The 24,637-nt window shown below is 43.5% G+C and carries 21 protein-coding genes; 10 read left to right on the top strand and 11 right to left on the bottom strand.

Annotated elements, in window-relative coordinates:
* Positions 1 to 11: 11 nt before the first annotated feature.
* From EZV76_RS03150 to EZV76_RS03135, 4 genes are read left to right on the top strand one after another with little or no spacing between them, the layout of a single operon-like run.
* Positions 12 to 2,426: an ABC transporter permease gene (locus EZV76_RS03150; protein ID WP_136565121.1), complete on the top strand. Its 2,415-nt coding sequence runs from the start codon at positions 12 to 14 to the stop codon at positions 2,424 to 2,426.
* 24 nt (positions 2,427 to 2,450) lie between these two features.
* Positions 2,451 to 4,850: an ABC transporter permease gene (locus tag EZV76_RS03145; protein ID WP_136565120.1), complete on the top strand. Its 2,400-nt coding sequence runs from the start codon at positions 2,451 to 2,453 to the stop codon at positions 4,848 to 4,850.
* Between the two features lie 23 nt (positions 4,851 to 4,873).
* The gene (locus tag EZV76_RS03140; protein ID WP_136565119.1) at positions 4,874 to 7,282 is read left to right on the top strand and encodes an ABC transporter permease; all 2,409 of its coding nucleotides are present in this window, start codon (positions 4,874 to 4,876) and stop codon (positions 7,280 to 7,282) included.
* Between the two features lie 9 nt (positions 7,283 to 7,291).
* Positions 7,292 to 7,954, top strand: coding sequence for an ABC transporter ATP-binding protein (locus EZV76_RS03135; RefSeq protein ID WP_136565118.1), 663 nt, complete (start codon positions 7,292 to 7,294; stop codon positions 7,952 to 7,954).
* Positions 7,955 to 8,039: 85 nt separating this feature from the next.
* Here the strand turns inward: EZV76_RS03135 and EZV76_RS03130 are convergent, their stop codons facing one another.
* From EZV76_RS03130 to pdxA, 7 genes are all read right to left on the bottom strand, one after another.
* On the bottom strand, positions 8,040 to 9,155 hold the full coding sequence (locus EZV76_RS03130) for an NAD(P)/FAD-dependent oxidoreductase (RefSeq protein ID WP_136565117.1): 1,116 nt from the start codon (positions 9,153 to 9,155) through the stop codon (positions 8,040 to 8,042).
* Between the two features lie 34 nt (positions 9,156 to 9,189).
* Positions 9,190 to 10,542, bottom strand: coding sequence for an acetyl-CoA carboxylase biotin carboxylase subunit (gene accC / locus EZV76_RS03125; RefSeq protein WP_129653823.1), 1,353 nt, complete (start codon positions 10,540 to 10,542; stop codon positions 9,190 to 9,192).
* Positions 10,543 to 10,629: 87 nt separating this feature from the next.
* Positions 10,630 to 11,121 carry an acetyl-CoA carboxylase biotin carboxyl carrier protein gene (gene accB, locus EZV76_RS03120; RefSeq protein WP_136565116.1) on the bottom strand — a complete coding sequence of 164 codons (492 nt, stop codon included), beginning with the start codon at positions 11,119 to 11,121 and terminating at the stop codon, positions 10,630 to 10,632.
* 27 nt (positions 11,122 to 11,148) lie between these two features.
* A complete protein-coding gene (locus EZV76_RS03115) occupies positions 11,149 to 12,144 on the bottom strand; it encodes a beta-ketoacyl-ACP synthase III (protein WP_136565115.1) in 996 nt (331 codons plus the stop codon).
* Between the two features lie 172 nt (positions 12,145 to 12,316).
* Positions 12,317 to 12,517, bottom strand: coding sequence for a 50S ribosomal protein L32 (gene rpmF / locus EZV76_RS03110; RefSeq protein ID WP_072876398.1), 201 nt, complete (start codon positions 12,515 to 12,517; stop codon positions 12,317 to 12,319).
* Between the two features lie 7 nt (positions 12,518 to 12,524).
* Positions 12,525 to 13,055 carry a YceD family protein gene (locus tag EZV76_RS03105; RefSeq protein ID WP_136565114.1) on the bottom strand — a complete coding sequence of 177 codons (531 nt, stop codon included), beginning with the start codon at positions 13,053 to 13,055 and terminating at the stop codon, positions 12,525 to 12,527.
* Positions 13,056 to 13,168: 113 nt separating this feature from the next.
* On the bottom strand, positions 13,169 to 14,221 hold the full coding sequence (gene pdxA, locus EZV76_RS03100; protein ID WP_136565113.1) for a 4-hydroxythreonine-4-phosphate dehydrogenase PdxA: 1,053 nt from the start codon (positions 14,219 to 14,221) through the stop codon (positions 13,169 to 13,171).
* 58 nt (positions 14,222 to 14,279) lie between these two features.
* Here pdxA and EZV76_RS03095 point away from each other — a divergent pair, with 58 nt between their 5' ends.
* Complete coding sequence (locus tag EZV76_RS03095; protein ID WP_136565112.1) at positions 14,280 to 14,870, top strand: riboflavin synthase; 591 nt, start codon at positions 14,280 to 14,282, stop codon at positions 14,868 to 14,870.
* Positions 14,871 to 14,888: 18 nt separating this feature from the next.
* Here EZV76_RS03095 and EZV76_RS03090 read toward each other — a convergent pair whose 3' ends face one another.
* Positions 14,889 to 15,977: an acyltransferase family protein gene (locus EZV76_RS03090; protein ID WP_136565111.1), complete on the bottom strand. Its 1,089-nt coding sequence runs from the start codon at positions 15,975 to 15,977 to the stop codon at positions 14,889 to 14,891.
* 7 nt (positions 15,978 to 15,984) lie between these two features.
* Positions 15,985 to 17,796: a sodium:solute symporter family protein gene (locus tag EZV76_RS03085; RefSeq protein ID WP_136565110.1), complete on the bottom strand. Its 1,812-nt coding sequence runs from the start codon at positions 17,794 to 17,796 to the stop codon at positions 15,985 to 15,987.
* Between the two features lie 69 nt (positions 17,797 to 17,865).
* Here EZV76_RS03085 and EZV76_RS03080 point away from each other — a divergent pair, with 69 nt between their 5' ends.
* Complete coding sequence (locus EZV76_RS03080) at positions 17,866 to 18,621, top strand: sulfite exporter TauE/SafE family protein (RefSeq protein ID WP_136565109.1); 756 nt, start codon at positions 17,866 to 17,868, stop codon at positions 18,619 to 18,621.
* A gap of 66 nt (positions 18,622 to 18,687) precedes the next feature.
* Here EZV76_RS03080 and EZV76_RS03075 read toward each other — a convergent pair whose 3' ends face one another.
* Both EZV76_RS03075 and EZV76_RS03070 read right to left on the bottom strand, forming a co-directional pair.
* Positions 18,688 to 19,227, bottom strand: coding sequence for a DUF2911 domain-containing protein (locus tag EZV76_RS03075; RefSeq protein ID WP_136565108.1), 540 nt, complete (start codon positions 19,225 to 19,227; stop codon positions 18,688 to 18,690).
* Between the two features lie 176 nt (positions 19,228 to 19,403).
* Complete coding sequence (locus EZV76_RS03070) at positions 19,404 to 20,099, bottom strand: NUDIX hydrolase (RefSeq protein ID WP_136565107.1); 696 nt, start codon at positions 20,097 to 20,099, stop codon at positions 19,404 to 19,406.
* A gap of 98 nt (positions 20,100 to 20,197) precedes the next feature.
* Between EZV76_RS03070 and EZV76_RS03065 the strand changes: the two genes are divergently transcribed.
* The 4 genes from EZV76_RS03065 to EZV76_RS03050 are packed head-to-tail and all read left to right on the top strand — an operon-like array spanning position 20,198 to position 24,637.
* On the top strand, positions 20,198 to 21,049 hold the full coding sequence (locus EZV76_RS03065) for an SDR family oxidoreductase (protein WP_136565106.1): 852 nt from the start codon (positions 20,198 to 20,200) through the stop codon (positions 21,047 to 21,049).
* A gap of 3 nt (positions 21,050 to 21,052) precedes the next feature.
* Positions 21,053 to 22,237 (top strand): mannonate dehydratase, encoded by a 1,185-nt coding sequence (gene uxuA, locus EZV76_RS03060; protein WP_136565105.1) that lies wholly within the window; start codon positions 21,053 to 21,055, stop codon positions 22,235 to 22,237.
* On the top strand, positions 22,234 to 23,640 hold the full coding sequence (uxaC, locus tag EZV76_RS03055) for a glucuronate isomerase (RefSeq protein WP_136565104.1): 1,407 nt from the start codon (positions 22,234 to 22,236) through the stop codon (positions 23,638 to 23,640). Before uxuA ends, uxaC begins: the two co-directional genes overlap by 4 nt.
* 16 nt (positions 23,641 to 23,656) lie before the next feature.
* A complete protein-coding gene (locus EZV76_RS03050) occupies positions 23,657 to 24,637 on the top strand; it encodes a TRAP transporter substrate-binding protein (protein WP_136565103.1) in 981 nt (326 codons plus the stop codon).

Below are 24,637 nucleotides of genomic sequence, written 5' to 3'. Positions count from 1 at the left end.
AACGAAAAGCCATGTTCAAAAACTATATAAAGATTGCCTGGCGCAACATTAAAAAAGATAAATTATTCACTGGCATTAAGATCGGCGGATTTGCCATGGGCATTGCTGCTTGTCTTTTGATAGCCCTTTTCATAAAAAATGAACTAGGCTATGATACCCATTACAAGAACAAAGATCGAATCTACCGTGTGGTCATGCAAGGTATGATGGATGGGGAGCAACTTAAAAGCGTTCATTTTCAACTTCCTTTTGCAGAAACATTGGCCTCCACTTTTCCAGAAATCCAAAAAGCAGGCAAAATAAATACAAGTGAACTTTTTGGTGCCGGAAGAAGGGCGTTACGTCCTGAAGGAACAACCCAAAACAACTTTGAAGAGGGCTTCGTATATGCAGACCAATCCGTTTTTGACCTATTGGAATGGGAGTTGGAACAGGGCAATCCTGAAAATCTACTTGTAAATCCAGGTAGTGTTGTAATGACGGCCTCAAAGGCGGCCAAATATTTCCCCGATGGCAATGCTGTGGGAAAAACGGTTTTTCTTGACGATAATTCCACTAGACCCTATACGATAACAGGAATCATTAAGGAAGATCTTTCGGAAAAATCGCATATGGATTTTGACTTTCTTTTGGCCATCGAGGACACCAACATGAGTTGGTCCAACAACAATTACTTTACCTATGTATTGCTTGATGACAATGTTGATGTTGCCTCTTTGGAGAAAAAGATGGGCTCAATTCTAGAAAATTTTGTCATTCCTGCCTACCGCGAAAGGATGAGGGGAGAGAAGTTCATGGAGGTTTTAAAAACATTGGAGTATAAATTGCAGCCTATTGGCGACATCCACTTAAAATCAGATTTAAAGATGGGTGATGGGTTAAACCATGGCGATATTCGATTTGTCTGGCTGTTCGCTGCCATTGCCGGGTTTGTTTTGTTGTTGGCGGTAATAAACTTCATCAACTTGTCCACCGCCAAGTCTGCCAATAGGGCCAAAGAGGTTGGATTAAAAAAGACGGTGGGAGCTTTTCGGGGCGATTTGGTAAGCCAATTTTTAACCGAGTCCATCCTTTTTAGCATAATTTCCTTTGTTATTGGGGTCTTATTGGCCTGGGGACTGCTCCCTACTTTCAATTCCATTGCGGCCAAAAACATAGGTATGCCTTGGGAAACATGGTGGTTCCTTCCCATAATAGGAATAGCGGCCTTAATCATAGGGATTATTGCAGGCCTATACCCTGCATTTTATCTATCCGCTTTTAAACCAGTTAACGTGCTCAAGGGGTCCCTGAGTACGGGAAGCAAAAGTGGAAAACTCCGCAGTGGACTCGTTGTTTTTCAGTTTACCACTTCAGTGGTTTTAATCATTGGCACTTTGATTATCTATAAGCAAATGAATTTTATTTTGGACAAGAAACTGGGGTTCAACAAGGAGCAAGTATTGGTCATCAAGGGAACCAATTTACTAAGAAACAACACGGAGTCCTTTAAAGAACGGCTTCTTGGGTTATCCAATGTAAAAACAGCTACCATAAGTGATTACCTTCCCATTGAAGGCACAAAGCGGAATGGAAACACATTTGGTCTACTACGTGATGGAAGACAAGAAATCTCGGTCCCTGCACAAATTTGGCGAGTAGATTATGATTATATACAAACCCTTGGGCTTCAGCTTAAAAACGGAAGGTCATTTTCCAAGGAATTTGCCAGTGATTCATCTGCCATAGTCATCAATTCGTCCATGGCCAAGGAACTAGGATTTGATGATCCCATAGGAAAGCGCATCAATAATGGGGAAGATTGGACCATAATTGGAGTTCTTGAGGATTTTCACTATAAGAATCTCAAAGAAGAAATTGCCCCGGTCTCATTGGTCATTGGTAATAGCCCAAGCATGGTATCGGTAAAACTGAATAAAGGGGAAACCACAAGGGCAATCCATGCCATAGAAGCCATTTGGCAAGACTATGTGCCTCAACAAGCATTTGAGTATACTTTTTTGGATCAAGAGTTTGCGCAAATGCATGACGACGTACAACGCATGGGAAAGATATTCAACAGCTTTGCCCTATTTGCCATCCTTGTCGCTTGTTTGGGTCTATTTGCCCTTTCCGCTTTTTTGGTGGAACAGCGTAAAAAGGAAATTAGCATCCGTATGGTTCTTGGGGCTCCTTTCAAAAGCATCTATCAATTACTCACTTTTGATTTTGTAAAGCTGATATTAATATCAATACTCATTGCAACCCCTATTGGCTGGTACTTAATGAACCGGTGGTTGGAAGATTTCGCCTACAGGATCAATATTTCTTGGTGGGTCTTTGTCTTATCTGGTCTTTTGGCATTGGCAGTAGCATTTTTAACGGTCAGCTACCAAGCCATTAAAGCAGGTTTGGTCAACCCGGCAAAAAGTTTGCGCGCCGAATAAATCACATCAAAAAACAAAACCATCATGTTAAAAAACTATTTAAAAATTGCCTGGAGAAACCTAACCAAGCACAAGGCGTATACCATCATAAATGTGGGTGGATTGGCCTTGGGTATGGCGGTTGCACTTATCATTGGCCTTTGGATGCAGGATGAGCTCACCCACAACGATTACTTCTCCAATAAAGATACTATCGCCCAGATATTCCAATCGCAGACCTTTAATGGGGAAACCGGTACAGGTCCTGCCATTCCCCGTCCCTTGGAAAAAGCATTCCGAGATGGGTATATGGACAACTTCGAGCACTTAGTAATGGCCTCATGGAACAATTCCCAATATCTGAAGTACAAGGAGACCAGTATTTCAAGGACCGGAAACTTTATGCAACGGGAAGCTCCTGAAATGCTCGACCTAAACATCATAAAAGGTGAAAAAGATGGTCTTAGGGAAATCAATTCCATTATGCTCTCCGCTTCCACGGCCAATGCCCTTTTTGGCAATGAGGAGCCCATTGGAAAAGTCATCAAGGTCAACAGTCAGTATGATATGATGGTCACTGCAATCTATGAAGACATACCTTTTAATGCCTCTTTTAATGACATGCACTATCTCATGCCTTGGGATAAATATCTGACCACGGCTGAATGGCTCAAAAATGCCGAGGACCAATGGGGGAACAATTCCTTCCAGATGTTTGTTCAAATAGCCGATAATACTACAATGGAAAGGGTTACATCGGTCATTAAAGATGTAAAAAAAGATTTAAACGAAGATACCGCACAGTTTAACCCGCAACTGATGTTGCTGCCTATGGACGACTGGCACCTCCGTAATTTTTTTGAAAATGGGAAGCAAGTGGGCGGACGTATCAAATACGTTTGGTTGTTTGGCATCATTGGGGTATTCGTGTTGCTTTTAGCCTGTATCAACTTTATGAACCTTAGTACCGCCCGTTCCGAAAAAAGAGCCAAGGAAGTTGGTATACGAAAGTCCATTGGATCCCAACGTGGGCAATTGATCAACCAGTTCTTGGGAGAATCCTTTTTAGTGGTCCTGTTTGCCTTTCTCATTGCCGTTCTTATTGTAGTGATATCCTTGGGCGGATTTAATGAACTGGCCAGAAAGGAAATAGATTTCCCTTGGACACTTCCAAGCTTTTGGTCAATCTCCATCCTTTTTATTATAGCTACTGCCTTGCTCGCGGGAAGCTATCCAGCCCTATACCTTTCCTCCTTCAGACCTGTTGATGTGCTCAAGGGCACCTTCAAGGCAGGAAAGCATTCCGGTTTGCCTAGAAAAATTTTGGTTGTGCTCCAATTTACCGTTTCAGTTGCCTTCATCATCGGAACTGTTATCGTAATGCAACAAATCAACCACGCTAAAAACCGACCTATTGGGTACGATCGCGAAGGCTTGGTACAAATTCCGGTCATGAGCCAAGACTTTACTGGGAAGTACGAATTAATGCGCAATGAATTCATTGCTTCCGGGGCGGTTGTTGAAATGTCATCCTCCAGTAGCCCAACCACCAACATTTGGTCCAACCGAAGTGGATGGACTTGGGAAGGTAAGCCAGAAGGATTTCAGGAAGATTTGGCCTATACGGAAGTTTCCCCCGAATATGCCAAATCGCTCAACCTTAAGATTGTGGCTGGAAGGGATTTTTCAAGGGAATTTCCTTCGGATTCCAATGCTGTTCTACTCAACGAAACTGCTGTAAAATATATGGGACTTAAAGACCCTGTTGGTAAACTTTTAAAGGATGAGGACACTGAAAATCCGAGTGAACCTCTAAAAATTATTGGCGTGGTTCAGGATATGATTGCCCAATCCCCATATGAACCTGTAAAACAAGGTATGTACACCTTTGATAAATATGGCAATGCTTCCTTCTACAACCTACGGTTGAACCCCAAACAAAGTGCCGGACAAAATCTGGCTGTTATTGAGCGGGTCTTCAAGGAGCATTTTCCCAATATTCCGTTCCAGTACGACTTTGTAGATGAGGAATACGGCGAAAAATTTGCCGCCGAGGAGCGAATAGGTCGTTTATCAGGAATCTTTACTGCCTTGGCCATCCTTATCAGCTGTTTAGGCCTCTTTGGGTTGACTTCCTTTGTTGCAGAACAGCGTACCAAGGAAATTGGGGTCCGCAAAGTGTTGGGAGCCACGGTTTTCAATGTCTGGAACATGTTGTCCAAAGACTTTTTAAAACTGGTCATCATTTCCTGTTTTATAGCTGTGCCCATAGCCTATTACGTTATGAACGGATGGTTGCAGGAATATCCATATCGCGTAATCCTTAAGTGGTGGATCTTTGCCTTGGCGATGCTTGGGGCCCTGTTCGTGACCGTGGTCACCGTAAGCTTCCAAGCCATTAGGGCTGCAAAGGCAAATCCCGTAAAAAGTTTGCGGACAGAGTAATTCATCAGTAATCCAGTAAAGCCATGTTCAAGAACTATCTTAAAATAGCCTGGAGAAACCTTCTCAAAAACAAAGTCTTCACAACGGCCAATTTAATTGGATTGTCCACTGCTTTTGCAATAGCAATTCTTTTGGGTATGACAGCCATGTTTGATTTATCTTTTGACCAATTCCACAAAAAAAAGGATACGGTTTATCAACTGTATCTGTCCAATCAAACTCCAAAGGGAACAACTATCAGTGTTGTAAATCCTATTCCATTGGCCCCAGCTTTAAAAGAGGAGGTTCCCGGAATAAAACATATCGCCCGATCTCTTAGCCAAGATGCTTTGATCACATACCAAAACAAAGACTTTGACTTGGATGCCGAATATGTAGACAACGATTTTTTCACTCTTTTCAGTTATCCTGTGATCATTGGCAATACCCAAGAACCTATTCCGAACAAAAATTCCATTGCCCTTAGTGAAAGTACTGCCAAAAAGATATTTGGAGATGGGAATGCCATTGGAGAAACCATCTTTCTACAACAAGGAAGAGAACAAGTTCCATTCACTGTTGCCTCTATACTAAAAGACACTCCAGTGAACACTAGTGTGGATTTTGATATTGTAATTCCGTTCGAGAGCCACAGGGAGTATCTTCCCAACATCGACATATGGGATTCTTACAACCACTTGGTTTACCTAGAGTTGGAAGAGGGCGTTTCCCTATCCCAGTTTGAAAAAAATACCCGCTCTTTCACCAACCAACACTATGAAAATCAGATTGAAAGTATGGTCCGAGATGGAGCATTGCCTGATACCAACGGACAATACAAACAATTTCATCTTCTACCTTATTCCGATGTTGCCTTTGTCTCCTACGCAACCGGTATCGCTATAGTCAACCGTACCTTTCCCTATTTAATTTTAGGGATTGCCTTGCTCATCATTTTCATTGCTTGTGCCAATTTTATCAATATGAACATTGCTTTGGGAGAAAAACGGCTTAAGGAAATAGGCATGCGAAAAACCCTTGGAGCGGTCAAACGGCAACTTTTCGGACAATTTTGGTTGGAGAGTATCTTAATTTTTGTGGTCTCCATTGTGTTGGGATTGATAGCAGCTCATTTGCTATTGGACCCTTTCAAAACACTTTTTAACACACAGGCAACCCTTTCCAACCTATCCAAGCCAGTCATATTGGTAGGTTTTTTTCTTTCCCTATTGTTGATTACACTAATTGCTGGTGGATATCCGGCCCTCATATTGAGTAAACTCAATGCGATTAGGGCTCTTAAAGGAAAGTGGGAAATGGGCAAGAACCGATTGCGAAACGGTCTTATAGTGCTTCAATTTGTCATTGCCATTGTTCTCATAAGCGGAACCATAGTTCTTCATGGACAAATCCAGTATATGAGAAATAAGGACTTGGGCTATAACAAGGAACAAGTGGTTTCCATTCCACTCAATGGCAAAATGGATAGTTACCGGGTGGTACAACTCCTACGGGAAGAACTTAAAAATAACCCAAACATCCTTAGTGTGAGCGGTGCCGATAATAATTTGGGACGGGGAAGGGACGGCAGTTTGTCCACAAGTAAATGGCGGTTTGATTATAAAGAACGTAGTATAGGCACCAATGTACTTACTGTTGACCATGATTATTTAAAAACCTTGGACATTCCCTTGGTTTCGGGTAGGTCTTTCAGCAAAGAATACGGTGCAGACAGTCTTAGTATAGTAATCAATGAGACCATGGCAAAGGAATTGAATGAGAAAGACCCCCTATCCGTTAAAATCCAGGAAGACGAAGCCACTTATACCATCATTGGAGTATTGAAAGATTATCATTTTCAGAATATAAACAGGGAAATTGAACCGCTGACCCTTTTCATGAATACAGATTGGGACCTCTACTATGCTTACGTAAAAGTGAGTCCCGCGGCCATAGCCAAATCTTATGATGCCATCAACGCCGCTTGGGGAAAAGTAGAGCCCCAAGCCGAATTTTTGGGTTCTTTTTTGGATGAAAATGTTGACCGTACGTTTAGACGCGAAAAAACAATGGCCACCATTATCACAAGTGGCAGCGTCTTAGGGATTCTCTTGAGCTGTATTGGATTGTTTGCCATGTCCATGCTAGTAGTGACCCAACGTACTAAGGAAATTGGCGTTAGAAAGGTAATTGGGGCAAGCGTATCTTCCATTACCCTATTATTAACCAAGGATTTCCTAAAATTGGTAGGCTTCGCTTTTCTAATAGCCGCACCCTTGGCTTGGTATTTTTTGAACAATTGGCTGGAGTCTTACCCCTTTCGAATCACCTTGAGCCCTTTGTATTTTGCCATGGCCGGTTTTTTAGCTATGCTGATCGCATTCTTGACTGTGGGGGCAAGAACCATAAGGGCTGCATCGGCCAATCCCGTAAAAAGTTTACGAACGGAATAAATCAACACTATGCTTTTACAATTACACAACATTTTTAAATGGGTCAACTCTGGAGGCCAGCGTATTTTTTTATTAAAGGACATCAATTTTGAAGTACGGGAAGGTGAGTTTATTTCCATTATGGGGCCTTCGGGTTCCGGAAAATCCACCCTGCTGAACGTTATTGGAATGTTGGACGGGTTTGATGAAGGGGAATACCAATTTTTGGACGAACCTGTACACTCCATCAAAGAAAAACACCGGGCCAATCTATATAAGGAATACATTGGTTTTGTGTTCCAATCCTATCATTTGCTGGACGAGCTCACGGTAAAGGAAAATCTGGAAATGCCCCTGCTCTATAAAAAATATAAAGGCGCCGAACGCAAGGCTATGGTGGCCGATATGCTGGACCGATTCAATATTGTGGGCAAAAAAGACCTTTTCCCGGCCCAACTCAGCGGTGGGCAACAGCAATTGGTGGGCATCGCCAGAGCCTTAATCTCAAATCCAAAACTGATTTTGGCCGATGAGCCCACGGGAAACCTCAACTCCAAGCAAGGGGAGGAAATCATGCAACTTTTTAAGCAGTTGAATGACGAAGGGGTTACCATTATCCAAGTGACACACTCGGAGAAAAATGCAGCTTATGGTTCCCGAATCATCAACCTTTTGGATGGACGAATGATTTGATTAAGTCCAAGCATCAAGTGCAAAAAAGTATTCAAGAAACCAATACCATAGTGGTCATTGGTATTTGAGCTTGCACTTGAGCTTTCTAAATCAAATCCGCAAGCTCCGTTCCCACCAAACTGCCCAAGGCAACGCCCATTCCGCCAAGTCGCACACCACAGTAAACGGAATTGGAAATTTGTTTTACGATGGGGGTTTTTTGGGTACCCACACCCATAATCCCGCTCCATCTTTGGTCAATTTCGAAGTCTTGGTCGGGAAGGATTACGTTCTTGAGTAATTTTTCCAAGGCATTCTGAATGGTCAGGGTCTCCCCAAATTCCATGGTCTCTTCGGTTTGAAAATCAAGATTGCGGCCACCTCCAAGCAGGATTCGGTTATCTATGTTCCGAAAATAGTAGTAGCCCTCATCCAGATGGAACGTTCCCTTTATTTTTAGGTTTTTGATGGGCTTTGTGATCAGTACCTGTGCCCTAGCAGACTTTACCATTTCGGACTGTAACAGTTTTGAGGCAAAACCGTTGGTCGCCACAAACACCTTTTTGGAATCAAATCCAAAACCTTCCGCGTGGATGGTCACTTTGCTGCCAGAATCTTCCATGTCCGTGACCTCTATCCCATTTAAAATGGGAATTTGGTTGTCATGGCATTTTTGAAGTAGGGCCTGCATCATTTTTCCGGTATCCAATTGACCTTCAAATTGATGGGTAATGTAGGTGTCATAAATCCCGGAAAACCCGAATTTGTTCTTGGTCTTTGCAAAAGGTGGGGCTCCAAAAACAGGGAGAAGTAGTTTATTCAGATGTTCCATGCTATCCGAACAGGATCCAAACAGTTCTGAATTATCCTCTAAAAAAAGTTCATGGCCACCATGCTGTTCAAACCCGATGGCCTTATCCCCCAAAAGCGTGCGCAATACCTGAATGCCATTATATCGTTTTTGGACCAACTGCACCACTTCTTCCTCGGTATGTGCCTTTGCATCAGCCAAAATTTCTGAAACGCTCCCAAAACAGGCAAAGCCGGCATTCTTGGTGCTGGCCCCTTGAGGGAGACTGCCCCTTTCCAAGACCAAAATCCTGCTGCTGGGATATTTTTCCCTTAATCGGAGTGCACAGTTAAGCCCTACAATACCGCTACCAATGATGGTAAAATCCACATGGGACAACCAGGTCTTATATTCCCAATAGCTTAGCTCCATAAAACAAAAACCCCGATAAAAATCGGGGCTGTATTTAGTCTTGATATTTGGAATCCATTTTGAACCCCTCCATGAATTTAGTGGTATAGTTCCCGGCCAAATAATCTGGGTGATCCATCAATTGTCTGTGGAACGGAATCGTGGTTTTTACACCTTCGATCACAAACTCATCCAACGCCCTGCGCATTTTGTTGATGGCCTCTTCCCGGGTCTGGGCCGTGGTAATCAACTTGGCAATCATGGAGTCGTAGTTGGGTGGAATCATGTAACCACTGTATACATGGGTGTCTAATCGGACCCCATGCCCACCGGGCGTATGAAGGGTTGTGATTTTTCCTGGGGAAGGTCTAAAATCATTGTACGGATCTTCCGCATTGATCCTACATTCAATGGAATGCAACTTTGGGTAATAGTTCTTCCCTGAGATGGGTACACCTCCGGCAACCAAAATCTGCTCCCGAATCAAATCATAATCCACCACCTGTTCTGTGATGGGGTGCTCCACCTGGATACGGGTGTTCATTTCCATGAAGTAGAAGTTTCGGTGCTTGTCCACCAAAAACTCCACAGTTCCCGCTCCTTCGTATTTAATATATTCAGCAGCTTTCACTGCAGCTTTACCCATATCTTCCCTTAGGGAATCCGTCATAAAAGGTGACGGCGTCTCCTCGGTCAGTTTTTGGTGTCTACGTTGTACCGAACAATCCCTTTCTGAAAGGTGACATGCCTTTCCATATTGGTCGCCCACAACTTGAATTTCAATATGTCGTGGCTCCTCAATGAGCTTTTCCATGTACATTCCGCCATTGCCAAAAGCAGCTGTGGCTTCTTTCACGGCGCTTTCGAAATTCTTTTCCATTTCGTCCTCGGACCAAATGGCGCGCATTCCCTTTCCTCCACCACCGGCAGTAGCTTTGATCATAACGGGATACCCCATTTTTTTGGCTTCCTTTCTAGCATGGTCCACATCCTTCAGTAGCCCATCTGATCCCGGAACTGTGGGAACCCCAGCTTTTTTCATGGTTTCCTTGGCCGTAGCCTTGTCCCCCATTTTTTCAATCTGTTCCCCGGAAGCACCAATGAACTTAATATCGTGCTCAGCACAGATTTTCGAGAACTTGGCGTTTTCGGAAAGAAACCCATATCCTGGGTGAATGGCATCGGCATTGGTAATCTCCGCAGCAGCAATGATGTTCGGAATCTTTAAATAGGATTCGTGGCTGGGGGCCGGACCAATACAAACGGCTTCATCTGCAAAACGCACATGGAGACTTTCCTCGTCCGCCTTGGAGTATACGGCAACGGTCTTTATCCCCATTTCCTTGCAGGTACGAATAATTCGCAGTGCAATTTCTCCCCTATTTGCAATCAGTATTTTTTTAAACATAGAACACAATCTTAAATTCTGAATTCTAAATCTTAAATGGTTTTAAACAACACGAATCGCTGCTTAAAATTTATCATTTAAAATTCACTACGATGGATCTACCAAGAACAATGGCTGATCAAATTCCACTGGAGAAGAGTCATCAACCAATACCTTGACGATTTTTCCGGAAACTTCGGATTCTATATCGTTGAACAATTTCATGGCTTCGATCACACAAAGCACATCACCTTGGCTAATGGTGCTACCCACCTCAACAAAAGCGGGTTTGTCAGGAGAAGGTTTTCTATAGAACGTTCCTATGATAGGTGATTTAATGGTGATGTATTTGGAGTCATCGGATTTTGAGGCGGGTTCCGCTGCAGGTGCTGCGGTTTCTTGAGTAGCTGGAACCGCAGCCACAGGTCCGGCAGGTGCTTGGGTCATTGGAATTTGCTGTACAATGGTTGTCTCGGGGATACTTGAGCTTGTACTACCGGTTCGGATGGTGATCTTAATGTCTTCCATCTCCAACTTCACCTCGCTGGCACCCGATTTGGCCACAAACTTGATTAAACTTTGAATTTCCTTAATGTCCATGGAATATGATTTTGTTAGTTGTGCTATTTAAGAATTATAGGCCCATTTTAAATAAATGGAGCCCCATGTGAAGCCTCCTCCAAAGGCGGCAAAAATTAAATTGTCTCCTTTTTTCAATTGTTTTTCATAATCGAACAACAACAATGGCAAGGTTGCCGATGTTGTGTTTCCGTAGCGGTGGATATTGATCATCACCTTTTCGGAATCCACTCCCATTCTATTGGCCGTGGCATCTATGATACGTTTATTGGCCTGATGGGGTACCAACCATTGCACGTCTTCATGGGTAAGGTTGTTCCGCTCCATAATCAGCGCGGATACCTCCGCCATGTTGGAAACCGCAAATTTAAAAACGGATTTCCCATCTTGATATACATAATGTTGTTTGTTCTTCACCGTTTCTTCAGACGCAGGCAAGATAGAACCTCCAGCATCAATTTTCAAAAACTGGCGTCCAATTCCATCCGATCTCAAATACTCGTCCTGTACCCCAAGCCCTTCTTCATTGGGTTCAAAGAGTACGGCCCCGGCACCATCACCAAAGATAATGCAAGTAGTACGATCCGTATAATCAATGATCGATGACATCTTATCGGCCCCGATTACCAAAACTTTCTTGTATTTTCCTGATTCAATATAACTGGCCGCGGTAGACATTCCGTACAAAAAACTGGAGCATGCAGCCTGTAGGTCATACGCAAAGGCATTTACGGCCCCTATTTCTGAAGCCACATATGCCGCAGTCGACGCAACGGGAAGATCTGGAGTGGCCGTGGCCACCAATACAAAATCAATTTCCGAAGGGTCTACATTTCCTTTTTTAATAAGATCTTGGGCCGCCCTTATGGCCATATACGAAGTTCCGGCGTTCTCTTCCTTTAATATTCTCCGCTCTTTGATTCCGGTCCTCGAGGTTATCCATTCATCATTGGTATCTACCATGGTTTCCAACACTTTGTTGGATAGTACGAAATCGGGAACATATCCTCCCACAGCTGTTATCGCTGCTGTTGTTTTATTCATTTTAGCGTCTCTTTTTGTCAAAAACATTGAAATTTGACCCAGAAGAGGTGAAAATTAGTCATTTTATATGACTTTTTTATCAAAACGGGGCCGTTTTTGAAATTAACTTCAGTCCATAAAAAAACTCCCGCTAGTTTGGAACGGGAGTTGGTTTATTTTGAGGGATTTGCCATTAGGCAGCAGTTTCTTCCTCTGTTTTGTCTATCAATACTTGACCTCTGTAGTACAATTTACCTTCATGCCAGTGTGCTCTGTGGTACAAGTGCATTTCTCCTGTTACGGAATCCTTGGCAATTGTAGGGGCTACCGCTTTGTAGTGGGTTCTTCTTTTGTCCCTTCTGGTCTTTGATGTCTTTCTTTTAGGATGTGCCATTATAAACCTATTTGTCCGTTAGTAACTTTTTTAAATCATCCCATCTGGGATCTGTTTTTTCTGATGGTTTCTTTTCTTCTTTTGGCTGCAATTCTTCCAGCTTGTCCAAGATTTCCGATTTCAACGTTCCGTCCAATACACCGGGGTGTACTCTTTTTTGAGGGACGGCCAGCACCAACATCTCATAGATGTACTGTGCAATGTTGATTTGGTACTCGCCATGGGGAATGATCAAAATTTCATCATCTTCATCATTGTACTCTTCCCCAAACTTGATGACCAAGTGCAAATCTGAATGGATGGGTTGGTCAAAAGGTTCGCCGGTCATGTCGCAATCCACATTCACCGTTCCCTCGGCCTCGATTTCCAATTCCATCATATTGCTCATCTTTTCCAATATGGCGGTCACCTTTACGGAAGCTCCGTTAAATTCTTGGTATTCAAAAGATTCAAAGAACGCATTGTCAATCTCGTACACAAATTCGTGTTTTCCCAACTTCAAGCCTGAAAATGGGATAAAAAACTCCTTCAGCTTCATTGTTTCTACACTTAAGGTTTGTGTACCAGCCTCTAAAGGCGGGTGCAAAGATACTACTTATTTACAAAACTGCAATTCCAACACCAACAAATATCCATCTTTGTGGAACTTTTTTAGCTCGCACGCTTGGTCTTTTGTTTTTTCAGTGGGTTTTTGCTCAATTCCATATACTCCGTACGGTTCTTAAATACTTCAATGGCCATAAAAACCGCTTCTTTAAAAGAACTGTTGTCCGCTTGTCCTTTTCCGGCAATTTCATAGGCCGTGCCATGGTCCGGTGATGTCCTAACCTTATCAAGTCCAGCGGTATAGTTTACCCCTTTTCCAAAGGAAAGGGTTTTAAAGGGAATAAGACCCTGATCGTGATAGGCCGCTAAAATGGCATCAAAATTCTTGTGGTTGTCCGAGCCAAAAAAACTGTCTGCCGAATATGGCCCGTACACCAACGTTCCCTTATGGAACAATTCTGTGATTATCGGCTTCAAAATTTTATCGTCTTCTTCCCCAATGGTACCGTTATCACCACTATGCGGATTTATGCCCAATAATGCTATTCTGGGTCTGCGGATGCCAAAATCCATTTTCAAGGATTTTTCCATGGTGGCTATCTTATGCCTCACCAAACTGGGGGTTATGGCCTGGGCCACATCCTTAACGGCAATGTGGTCTGTGAGCAACCCCACCCGAAGGGTGTCGGCCACCATAAACATTAGGCTTTCCCCGTTCAACTCCTGGGCCAGATAATCGGTATGGCCGGGAAATTTAAAATCTTCCGATTGTATGTTGTTCTTGTTGATGGGTGCTGTTACCAGAACGTCAATACTTCCATCCTTTAAAGCGGAAACCGCGGCCCGAAGCGATTTAATGGCATAAGACCCTCCTTCTTGTGTGGCCTGCCCATATTCAATCTTTGGGACTTCTTTCCAAACATTTACAATATTGATCTTTCCTTCAACAGCTTGGGACGCATCCCTTACCCCATTGAACGTCATCTCGATTCCCAAATCCGACTTTTGGTGGGAAACCGTTTTGTTTGATGCAAAAATAATTGGGGTACAGAAGTCCAACATCCGTGGGTCTTCAAATGTTTTTAGGGCAACTTCACACCCAATTCCATTTAGGTCCCCAATGGAAATCCCCAGGTTTATTTTTTGATTTTCCTTCATATAATGACTGCCGTTATGGCTACTTTTGCATTACAAAACTAGTCAATTAATAAGACACATGTTCACAGGTATCATAGAGACTTTAGGGAAAGTTGAAAAGCTTGAAAAAGAGGGAGGTAATTTGCACATTACCCTATCATCCAATATTACATCGGAACTGAAGATAGACCAAAGTGTTTCGCACAATGGGGTATGCCTTACCGTGGTGGCCATAAAAGATGACTTATACACCGTGACCGCTATTGAAGAGACCTTGATCAAGAGCAATATAGGCGACTTAAAGACTGGTGATGTGGTGAATTTGGAACGCGCCATGGTCTTGGGTGCTCGGTTGGATGGTCATATTGTGCAGGGACATGTGGACCAAACCGCCCAATGCATTTCCATGGAACAAAAAGATGGTAGTTGGGTTTTTCGTTTTCAATACGATTCCAGCTTGAACAATGTAACCATTGAAAAAGGTTCCATAACCGTGGACGGTGTAAGTTTGACCGTGGTTGATTCCAAAAAAGACAGCTTTAGCGTAGCCATCATTCCATATACTTTTGAACATACCCGTTTCAATACCTATATAATGGGTACATCGGTGAACCTAGAGTTCGATGTGGTTGGAAAATATGTGGCCCGTTTAATGGGCCTTCGACAATAATGTTGAAAAATCTTCGCCTTATACTTTTATAAAAATCTTCCGCTTGTACAATACGTAGGCCAAAAGGCAGTAAAATGACACTACCGTTAAACCATACAGCAGGGATGAGAGTTTCATGGGCATAAAATCGTGCACATAAATGGTCTGGAACAACCATCCGTGCAAGGAGTTTTCACCATCCACCTTGATCAACCCGAACAGTTTACTGATGAAACTGGATAAGAAATACACCACAATGGCATTGGCACCGGCGTATTTAAAGATACTGCCGAATTTTATTCCTTTAACGTCGGTGAGGTGATAAATAATCGCCAATACAATATTGGCCCATCCCGCTGTTACCAAAACGAAGCTACTGGTCCATAATGCCTTGTTGATAGGAAATACCACATCCCAAACGTGGCCCAAAATCAAAAACGCACCTCCCAAGCCGAACAAAATTGTGGTCTTCTTCTCTTGTTTTGACGTCAATATCAGTCCAGTGAAAATGCCCAGCAATGAACTTACTATGGCCGGAATGGTGCTTAAAAGTCCTTCGGGGTCATAATCAGGTCTATAATTATGTGTGCCAAACACCTTTACATCAAGATAGTTTGCCAAGTTGTTCGGTGCTCTTTCCAAAGTGGAAGCCACTCCTTCAACGGGCACAAATACCATGAGCAACCAATACCCAATCAATAAAATACCTGAAATGGCAATAAGCTTTTTCCAGTCCAAATTGATAAACAGGATGGAGGCAAAGAAAAACACTACCCCAATCCGTTGCAAAACCCCGGGGAACCTTATGTTTTCAAAATCCTTGAAGAAAGGAAAGCTTAGGGTGAAGGCCCCCAAGAATATACCCAGCCCGATCAATTTTAAGCTTCGAATCGTGATTTTCTTGTAAGTGCTAGAATCTGTCTTTTTATTTTGATAGGCCAGCGCAATGGAAGTCCCCACAATAAAAAGGAAAAATGGAAACACCAAGTCTGTTGGTGTGTACCCATGCCATTGTGCGTGCAATAACGGAGCATACACATGGCCCCAAGTACCCGGGGTGTTCACCAGTATCATCAATACAATGGTCATCCCCCTAAAAATATCTACGGATAAAACTCTATTTTTCATGGTGCTGTTATAAGATGTTATCCTTGATCCTACCCCAAGCCTTGATCAGGAAAAATCCTGAAACAAGGGCAACACCGGTCAAAATGAGAGCCAATTGGGTTTCTTGATAGATCCAATAGCCCGTTGCAAACATGATGGAGTAAATCAATACCACACCCAACAACATGGCCGTGATGCCCGCAGGAACACTCCATTTTTCATTGCTTTTGACAATTTCTACATTCTCTGCGTCTGCTTCATCCACAATCTTTTTCCAACCTGGTCCTCCCGGCTGAATCTTGAGGTAGAAACTACGCAAAACTTCTTTGCTTTCCGGTTGTGTCACAAACGTAGCCGTTAACCAAATGATTGATGTGACCACCATAATAAATGGTAAGTCTGCCCATTCTGGGAACACCCCGGTTTCAGGAGCAAAAAGGATTTCCCTTAATGAAGTGGTCTCCAAAAGAACGGCCAAGATCCCTGAGGAAAACATCGCCGTGATTTCACTCCAAGCATTGATACGCCACCAAAACCAACGTAGAATAAAGATAAGTCCCGTTCCCGCTCCAAAAGACAGCAATAGGTTGAACACACCCATGGCATCTTGTAGCGCCAAAGCCAAAAATGCACTTAAGACCATCAATACTACAGTGGACAGTCTTCCCACATTCACCATCTGCTTTTCAGTGGCATTTGGATTTATCTGTTGTTTGTAAAAGTCATATACAATATAGGAAGAGCCCCAGTTCAATTGTGTTGAGATGGTACTCATATACGCTGCTACCAAAGACGCCAAAACAATTCCCAAAAGACCCGTGGGCAATTTGGTCATCATGGCAGAATAAGCCAAATCGTGTCCCAATTTATCTTCTGTTACATTAGGAAAAGCTTCATGGATACTGGCAATATCCGGATATACCACCAAAGAGGCCAGTGCTACCAAAATCCATGGCCAAGGACGCAAGGCATAGTGCATGATATTGAAGAAGAATGTGGCTCCAATGGCATGGTTCTCATCTTTTGCCGCCAACATCCGTTGTGCGATATAGCCACCACCACCGGGTTCCCCTCCGGGGTACCACGAACTCCACCATTGTACAGCCAATGGAATGATCAAGGCCGTTATCAACGCTTTCTTATCACTAAAATCGGGAAGGATACTTAGCTTTCCTTGTACATTTTCATTTTCCAAAATGGACTGAATTCCACCAACCTCAGGAAGATTGACCAGATAGACCGCAGCCCCTATAGCACCGCCCATGGCCACAAAAAAGAGAAGAAAATCACTGTAAACCACTCCCTTAAATCCTCCAAGGGCGCTAAAAATAACCGTTATAAGGCCGGCACTGACTACAGTTACCCAAGGGTCCAACCCCAACATAACACCACCTATCTTAATGGCGGCCAAGGTAACCGAGGCCATGGTGATCACATTGAAAAACACCCCTAAGTAAATGGCCCGGAACTTCCTTAAAAAGCTTGCAGCCTTACCACCATACCTAATTTCATAAAACTCCAAATCCGTATTTACGTTGGATTTCCGCCATAACTTGGCATATACAAAAACCGTGAGCATTCCCGTCAATAGGAAACACCACCATCCCCAGTTTCCGGAAACACCATTGGAACGAACCAAATCGGTCACCAAATTGGGCGTATCCGTGGAAAATGTCGTTGCCACCATGGAAAGTCCCAACAACCACCATGGCATGGTCCTTCCCGATAAAAAGTATTCTGATGAGCTTTTTCCTGATTTCTTGGAAACATAAATTCCTATGAAAAGGACAATAGCGAAAAATGTAAAGATTATGGCATAATCTAAGGTTTGTATATCCATTGGTTTGGTTTTGGTAAGAACCAAAGATAGTTTTTTTAGGTTACTTTTGTACTCCACCAAATGTTTTGGATGTTTCTTTCCCTTCCCTCCGAAATCTCTATAATGGCATGGGCCATGGCCGCCACGGCAGTTTTTTTAATGGGAGCCTCCAAAGCTGGCCTCAAGGGCATGTCTATATTGAATGTTACCCTCATGGCCTTGGCCTTTGGTTCCAAGGCATCTACAGGAATTTTTATGCCTCTGTTGATTGTAGGGGACATTATCGCCGTCATCTATTATAACAGACATACGCAGTGGAAGTATATTCTCAAGTTTATTCCGTGGATGGTGTTGGGTATCCTTATTGGTGTTCTTGTTGGAAAAGACTTGCCGGAAGTGGAGTTCAAATGGGGTATGGTCACCGTTATTTTTATCAGCTTGGGCCTACTGTATTGGTGGGACCGAAGAAAATCCACCCATGTTCCCACCCATTGGCTGTTTGCTGGTTCCATGGGGATTATGGCCGGAATATGCACCATGATCGGAAACTTGGCAGGGGCGTTTACCAACATTTTCTTTCTAGCGATGAGATTACCCAAAAACCAATTTGTGGGAACCGCGGCATGGCTCTTTTTCATTACCAACCTTTTTAAGCTTCCCTTTCACATTTTTGTGTGGAAGACCGTTACACTAGAGACTTTATGGGTGGATATAAAACTGATACCAGCCATTTTAGCAGGGATTTATGTGGGTATCCGACTGGTAAAAATTATTCGCGAGGGGTTTTTCAGGAAAATGATTCTTGTGCTTACCGCCTTAGGTGCTCTTCTACTTCTGTTCCGGTAAATTCCAACAAAAAACCCATCTTCCAATTCAAGAAAATGGGTCTTCAATTTTAAAGTTTTACTATGCCTAGTCAATGGCAACGGGAAGTACCACATTGGCCCACTCCATTGTAAATCCATCATTGGTAACGGTATAGGTCAACTGCTCCTTGGCTTGGGAAGCTTTTTTTGGCGATGCTTTAACCCTAAGCACGTCAGTCGACTTGTTTTCCTTATCATATTCGGTCAAAGTCAGTCCTTCAACAGAAGAGCCGCTGCGTCCATGATTAGAATTAAAAATTACGATCCAATCTCCTTTGCTGGGCACAAAGAACAAGGCATAGGTGCCTGCAGAAAGTTTTTCCCCGCCAACAGTAATATCCTTGTCAGTGGTAAAGGTTGTGGCCATATTGGCTCCTGCTCTCCAAACCTTATCATAGGCAACTAGGCCTCCAAAAATTTCACGTCCCCGCATGGAAGGACTGTTATAGGTAATCTCGATAGATGCATTGGCTGCTTTTCCCTCAACGCTTTTGTATGGGCTTTTTTGTGCAAGGCTACACATACTAAATAGAACGGTCATTGTAAAAAGACTGGCCCAACGGACCGAAGATTTTAGTTTTCTCATGGGTTTTAGTGTATTAATTGAATTGAAACATTACAATTTCGTCTAAAGATACGGATACTGACAGCATCCATAACCGTACTTTTTCCTCCCCATCTTCGAATTTTTGTCATTTTTTCAATTCGATGGAAAATCACATATAATGTTGATTTTGTTATTGAATTGGGCAAGAAATGGTCTTACGCTTCATCTTTATACGAATACAACATGGGTCCCCCCTTTACTCCAGGTTTTTTTTCGCCTGTATTCTTTAGAATATCCATTTGGAAGATTCGCTTTCTAAAATTGCGTTTGTCCAATTCCAGGCCCAAAATGTTCTCATAAAGATTCTGTAGTTCGGGCAGCGTAAATTTCTGTGGAAGCAATTCACCAACTACAAGGGTATCCTTTAGATTCTTTTTAAAAAATTGATGTGCATCCCGGATAATTCGGTTGTGATCAAACCCAAGATTGGTGGGAATATTGTCCAGATCAAACCAATCAATTTGTTCCACACCGCTCTTTAAGGTCAAGGGATGGTTCTCGGGTTTTACCAAGGCGTAAAACGATATGGTGATCACCCGTTTTGTAGGATGCCGGTCCACTTCGGAATAGGCTTTTACCTGTTCAAAATGAATGCTTTCAAATCCTGTAAGGGCAAACAATATCTTTTGGGCGCAATCTTTTAGCGTTTCTTCTGCCTGAAGAGCACCACCGGGTAACATCCAATGATCCGTGAAATTACCTACCGTCCTTTTAGTCAACAAAATTTTCAATTGGTTGTCCACATAACCAAAAACTGCAATGTCTGTGGTAATGGAACACTCATAGGAATCTTCTTTAACTTGATAATCGTTTAGACTATTGGGTTGGTTTTTAGGTAAATCCCTTTTCATTTTTTTATTCCAGAAAAAAATTTAACTTCGTAACTGTGTATCAGGGACACAGAAAAATCGTATCTTTCAATCAAGCCCTAAAAATACAGAAAAGGCCTATGAATCAACCTCATTATAACGAATTAAAAGACAAAGTGGTGGTCATCACTGGAGGAGGAGGTGTCCTCGGCAGTGCTTTGGCCCTATCCATTGCAAATCAGGGAACCAAGGTGGCCATCCTTGACCTAAAGGAAGAGGCTGCTCAGGAAATCGCAAAAAAAATAAACGCCAATGGCGGTTCGGCAATCGGTGTTGGTGCCAATGTGCTCGAAAAGGAATCCCTCATCAAAGCAAGGAACATCATAAAAGAGCAATGGGGGAGTTGTGATATCCTCATTAATGGTGCAGGTGGCAACCACCCCAAGGGCACTACCACAAAAACCCAATTTTTCGAGGAGGATCTAAATCCACCTGAAGATTTGACCACCTTCTTTACCTTGGATCCCAAAGGCATCCAGTTTGTATTTGACCTTAACTTTATTGGGACCCTTTTGCCTACTCAGGTGTTCGCAGAGGATATGGTTGGAAAAGAAGACACAGTGGTTTTGAACATCTCTTCCATGAATGCCTTTAGGCCCTTGACCAAGATACCGGCCTACAGTGCGGCCAAAGCCGCCGTCAGCAATTTCACCCAGTGGTTGGCCGTGCATTTGGCTCCCGTTGGAGTGCGGGTAAACGCCATAGCCCCCGGTTTCTTTTTAACCGATCAAAATAGGAGTTTACTGACCCAAAAAGATGGGTCGCTTACCCCTCGTGGAAACACCATCTTGGAACATACTCCCATGAACCGGTTTGGGGAACCCGACGATCTTGTGGGAACCGTACTTTGGTTGATGGGCAATGGATCAAAATTTGTAACAGGAATTGTAGTACCTATTGATGGGGGCTTCAGTGCATATAGCGGCGTATAAGATATGGGATTGGAACAGACATGGAGGTGGTACGGGCCCAATGACCCGGTTGCCCTCGCAGATATAAAAATGGCAGGTGCCACAGGAATTGTCACGGCATTGCACCATATTCCCAATGGGGAGGTGTGGCCCGTTTCAGAAATAGAGGAACGCAAGAAGCAGCTCCAAGCGCATGGGTTTACGTGGTCCGTGGTGGAAAGCATCCCTGTACACGAGGATATTAAAAAGCACACCGGAAACTTTGAACACTACATTGAAAATTATAAAGAGAGCATCAAAAATCTGGGGCAATGTGGAGTGGACACCGTTTGTTACAATTTTATGCCCGTACTGGACTGGACCCGTACCGACCTGGCCCATGAAATGCCTGATGGATCATTGGCCCTTCGGTTTGACAAAGCTGCTTTTGCCGCATTTGAACTATTTCTGCTTAAAAGACCAGGTGCCGAAGAAGACTATACCCAAGAGGAAATTAAACTGGCACAAGAAGCCTACAGAAAAATGGACGGAGCCTCCAAGGAGAAACTCATCCGTAATATCATTGCCGGACTGCCCGGTGCGGAAGAGGGCTATACATTGGAGCAATTTCAAAATGTGTTGGACGCCTACAAGGACATCGGACCAAAACAATTACGGGAAAACCTGCACGCTTTTGTCAAAGCCATAGCCCCAACTGCTGAAGAGGCCGGGGTATTCTTGACCATTCATCCCGATGATCCTCCTTTCCCGATTTTGGGACTGCCAAGGGTCATGAGTACTTTACAAGATGCCAAGGACCTCATCAACGCCCACAACAGTCCGCACAATGGGATTTGCTTCTGCACGGGTTCGTTCGGGGTTCGTGAAGACAATGATTTGGTTGATATGGCCAACCAATTGGCTGATCGAATCAACTTTATCCACCTAAGAAGCACCAAACGGGATGACCAAGGCAATTTTTACGAAGCAGACCATTTGGATGGTGACGTGGACATGTACGGTGTGCTTAAGGAACTCTTGTCGGAACAGGGCAAAAGAACACAGACCAACCGACCCGACCGGCGTATGCCCATGCGGCCCGATCATGGGCACCAGATGTTGGACGATTTGGGCAAAAAAACCAATCCTGGGTATTCTGCCATAGGTCGTTTACGGGGATTGGCAGAATTACGGGGGTTAATGTTGGGCATTGAAAAATCGGGAATATGAGTTTTATCCAAGAAAACTTTCTGCTACAGACCCCATATGCCGAAGAGCTGTATCACGGCTATGCCAAAAACATGCCCATTATTGATTATCACAACCATCTGACCCCGGAGTTGTTGGCCAATGATGGACACTATAATAATATGGCCCGGGCGTGGTTGGACGGAGATCATTACAAATGGCGAGCCATGCGTGCCTTGGGAATCGATGAGAAATACATCACCGGCAATGCATCCGATCAAGACAAGTTTTTAAAATGGGCCGAGGCCGTACCCTATTTGGTTCGGAACCCTCTCTACCATTGGACCCATTTGGAGCTGCAACGCTTTTTTGGAATCACAGATCTACTGTCCAAGGACAACGCCCTTGAAATCTATCAAGCCACTTCTGCCAAGCTACAGGAGAAGACGTGTTCAGCATTGGGAATGCTACAACAAATGAATGTTGAGGTGGTCTGTACCACCGATGACCCCATAGATGATTTGCGATTTCACCAAAAATCCAGAAAAGCAGGTCATCACCCAAAAATGTTGCCAGCCTTTCGTCCGGATAAGGCTTATGCCATTGAGAACCTTACCGCGTATAAAAGCTATTTGGAGCAACTATCAGATGCTTCCGGCATTACCATATCTTCTTATTCCGATGTGCTGGAGGCCCTAAAAAATCGGATTGACTACTTCCATGAAAACGGATGCCGATTGGCAGACCATGGTTTGGAGCAGTTGTATTTCTTTGAGGAAGGAACGTATGATATTGAGGCCATTTTCAAAAAAATGGATTCAGGGCAACGCTTGGAAACAGGAGAAATCCATTATTATAAGTTTCAAACTTTGGTTTTTCTGTGTAGGGAATATCAGTCCCTGGGCTGGGCACAACAGTTTCATTTGGGCCCTTTGCGCAATGTCAACCAAAGCATGCTGGACAAATTGGGCCCGGACACGGGCTTTGATTCCATTGGCGATAAGGAACAGGCGTATCCCTTAGGTAAGTTTTTGAACCTTTTGGAGAGCACAGATCAACTGGCAAAGACTATTTTATATAACTTAAATCCATCACAGAATGAGGTTTTTGCCACCATGGCTGGAAACTTCAACAGGGGTGGAATCAAGGGAAAGATTCAGTACGGTTCAGGTTGGTGGTATTTGGACCAATTGGATGGGATGGAAAAACAAATCAACACCCTATCCAATTTAGGGGTCCTCAGTACCTTTATAGGTATGCTCACCGATTCGCGAAGCTTGCTGTCCTTCCCAAGACATGAATATTTTAGGCGGTTGCTCTGCAATATTTTGGGGAATGACATCCAAAAAGGATTATTGCCTGCAGACCTACCACATTTGGGCAGTATCGTGCAGGATATCTGTTATAACAACGCCAAGGACTATTTCAACTTTGATACCATATAAAAGGATTGAAAAAATAATGAAATCGTATACTTCCATAGTACTTTGGGCTGGTCTTATACTCTTTCTGATGGGGTGTCAGGCAGACAATGAGGTCAAGACCATAAAGCTCGCCCATGGCTTGGATGTCAACCATTCCGTTCACAAAGCCTTGGTAAAGATGGGAGAGGACCTTGAAGAGATTTCCAAGGGTAAAATGACGGTTGAAATCTATCCCAACCAGCAATTGGGCACGGAGCGTCAAATTGTTGAATTATTGCAGATTGGAAGTTTGGATATGACCAAGGTCTCTGCCGCCACGCTAGAAAACTTTGCTCCAAAGACCCGGGTTTTGGGACTACCCTATCTCTTTAGAGATCGGGAGCATTCTTTTAAAGTGTTTGACGGCCCCATTGGCGAGGAATTACTGAACGATGGCAAAAAATACTGGTTAAAGGGCCTTGGGTTTTACGATGCAGGCAGTCGTAGTTTCTACACCAAGGAAAAAGCAATTGAAAGTCCCGGTGACCTAAAAGGGCAAAAAATCAGGGTAATGCCCAGTGTCACTGCCATGGAGATGGTCCGTGGATTTGGGGGCTCGCCCACTCCTATTTCTTGGGGAGAATTGTACACCTCCTTGCAGCAGGGCGTTGTAGACGGAGCGGAAAACAATCCGCCTAGTTTTTACCTCTCCAAGCACTACGAAATATGCAAATACTACTCCTTGAATGAACACACCTTTTCCCCAGATATCATTTTGGTGGCCACCCATTTCTGGGATAAGCTTTCGGAAGAGGAACAAAGCTGGCTGCAACAGGCTGTGGATGCATCCGTAGTATATCAAAGACAACTATGGGCCAAGGCAGAAGCAGAATCCTTGGAAGCTGTTCAAAAGGCAGGGGTAAAAATCAGTAGACCAGACAAGTCCCTCTTTTCAAAGGAGACAGAAAGGGTATATGAAAAATATAAGGCAGACGAAACACTATCTAAATTGATACAACAAATAAAAGCAGTTGAATGA

Origin of the sequence: Flagellimonas alvinocaridis (assembly GCF_004916895.1) — a bacterium.
Lineage (GTDB): Bacteria > Bacteroidota > Bacteroidia > Flavobacteriales > Flavobacteriaceae > Flagellimonas > Flagellimonas alvinocaridis.
The sequence above is the reverse complement of the archived record's forward strand: the minus strand, read 5'-3'. Positions and strand labels throughout refer to the sequence as shown.